Annotated in this window: 2 protein-coding genes; both read right to left on the reverse strand. The window is 70.7% G+C overall.

The annotated features are described in order from the left end of the window. The coding region (locus HUK84_RS19000; RefSeq protein ID WP_176641613.1) for a hypothetical protein at positions 1-525 on the reverse strand (525 nt) is incomplete at its 3' end. Further along, positions 522-1,234: aminopeptidase (locus HUK84_RS19005; RefSeq protein WP_176641614.1), on the reverse strand; the 713-nt coding region annotated here is incomplete at its 5' end. The genes HUK84_RS19000 and HUK84_RS19005, both read right to left, overlap by 4 nt.

The raw sequence follows: 1,234 nt of genomic DNA on the forward strand, positions 1-1,234 counted from the left end.
GCCCATGGCCTGCATCAGGGCCTGGGCCTGCTGGGGGTTGTTGCGGATCAGCGCGACGTGGGCCGGGTTGGGGGGGGGGGCGTGGGCTTCGGGCGGCGGGGGCTGCTGGATCAGGGCCTGGGTCAGGCCGAAGGCGGTGATGCCCAGCACGAAGTCGCGCGGGGTGAAGCCGTGCGCGGACAGGATGGGCTGCAGGCCCGGGATGGCGGCGGTGCGCGCGATCGTCTCGTCCAGCGACAGGTTGGGGGCGTTCGGCGGGTTGATGCCGGCGGCCTGGATCGCGCGGATCGTGTCGGTCATGCGCGGCAGGAAGTCGGCGGGCAGGGGGTATCGCGCGGCCGCCTGCATGTCGCGCTGGAAGGCGGCCTGCTGGGCGGCGGTCGGCTGGGGCGGCATTTGCTGGGGAGCCGTCTGCTGGGGGCCCATCTGCTGGCCCCCCATCTGCTGTCCCCCCATCTGGGCCATCGCGGCGGCGGGGATCGTGGCGGCCAGGGCGGCCGCGAGGAACGGTACGTGTCTTTTCATGGCGTGTTGACCCATTCGCCGTGTTTCATCAGGGGTTCGCGTCCGCCATCGCGGGTGATGGCGGTCACATCGATTTCGGCCGAGCCGATCATCCAGTCGATATGGATGAAGCTGCTGTTGGCGCCGCGGGCCGCGAGCTGTTCCGGCGTCTGGCCGTCGGTATCCAGCATGCACTTGGTATAAGCCTGTCCGAGCGCGATGTGGCTGGATGCGTTTTCGTCGAACAGCGTGTTGCGGAACAGCACGCCGCTTTGCGAAATCGGCGAGGAATGGGGCACCAGCGCGACCTCGCCGAGGCGGCGGGCGCCGTCGTCGGTGGCCAGGATGCGTTCCAGCACCGCCAGGCCCTGGATGGCCTGGGCCTGGACGATCCGGCCGCCTTCGAACCGCACGGCGATGCCGTCGATCAGCGTGCCCTGGTGGAAGAGCGGCTTGGTGGCGCGGACATGGCCGTCGACCCGCAGCGCGTGCGGGGTGGTGAAGACTTCCTCGGTCGGGATGTTGGGGTTGCAGACGATGCCGTTCTGCGCCGGTTCGGAGCCGCCGGCCCAGAGATGGCCGTCGGCCAGCCCGACCGTGAGGTCGGTGCCGGGGCCGGTGAAATGCAGCCCCGCGAAGCGCCGCGCATTGAGCCAGTCCGCGCGCCGGTGCAGCGCCGCGTTATGCTCGGCACAGGCCGCCACCGGATCGTCCACCGTGACGCGCGAGG

The sequence above is a fragment of the Nguyenibacter vanlangensis genome, assembly GCF_013376155.1.
Classification (GTDB): Bacteria; Pseudomonadota; Alphaproteobacteria; order Acetobacterales; family Acetobacteraceae; genus Gluconacetobacter; species Gluconacetobacter vanlangensis.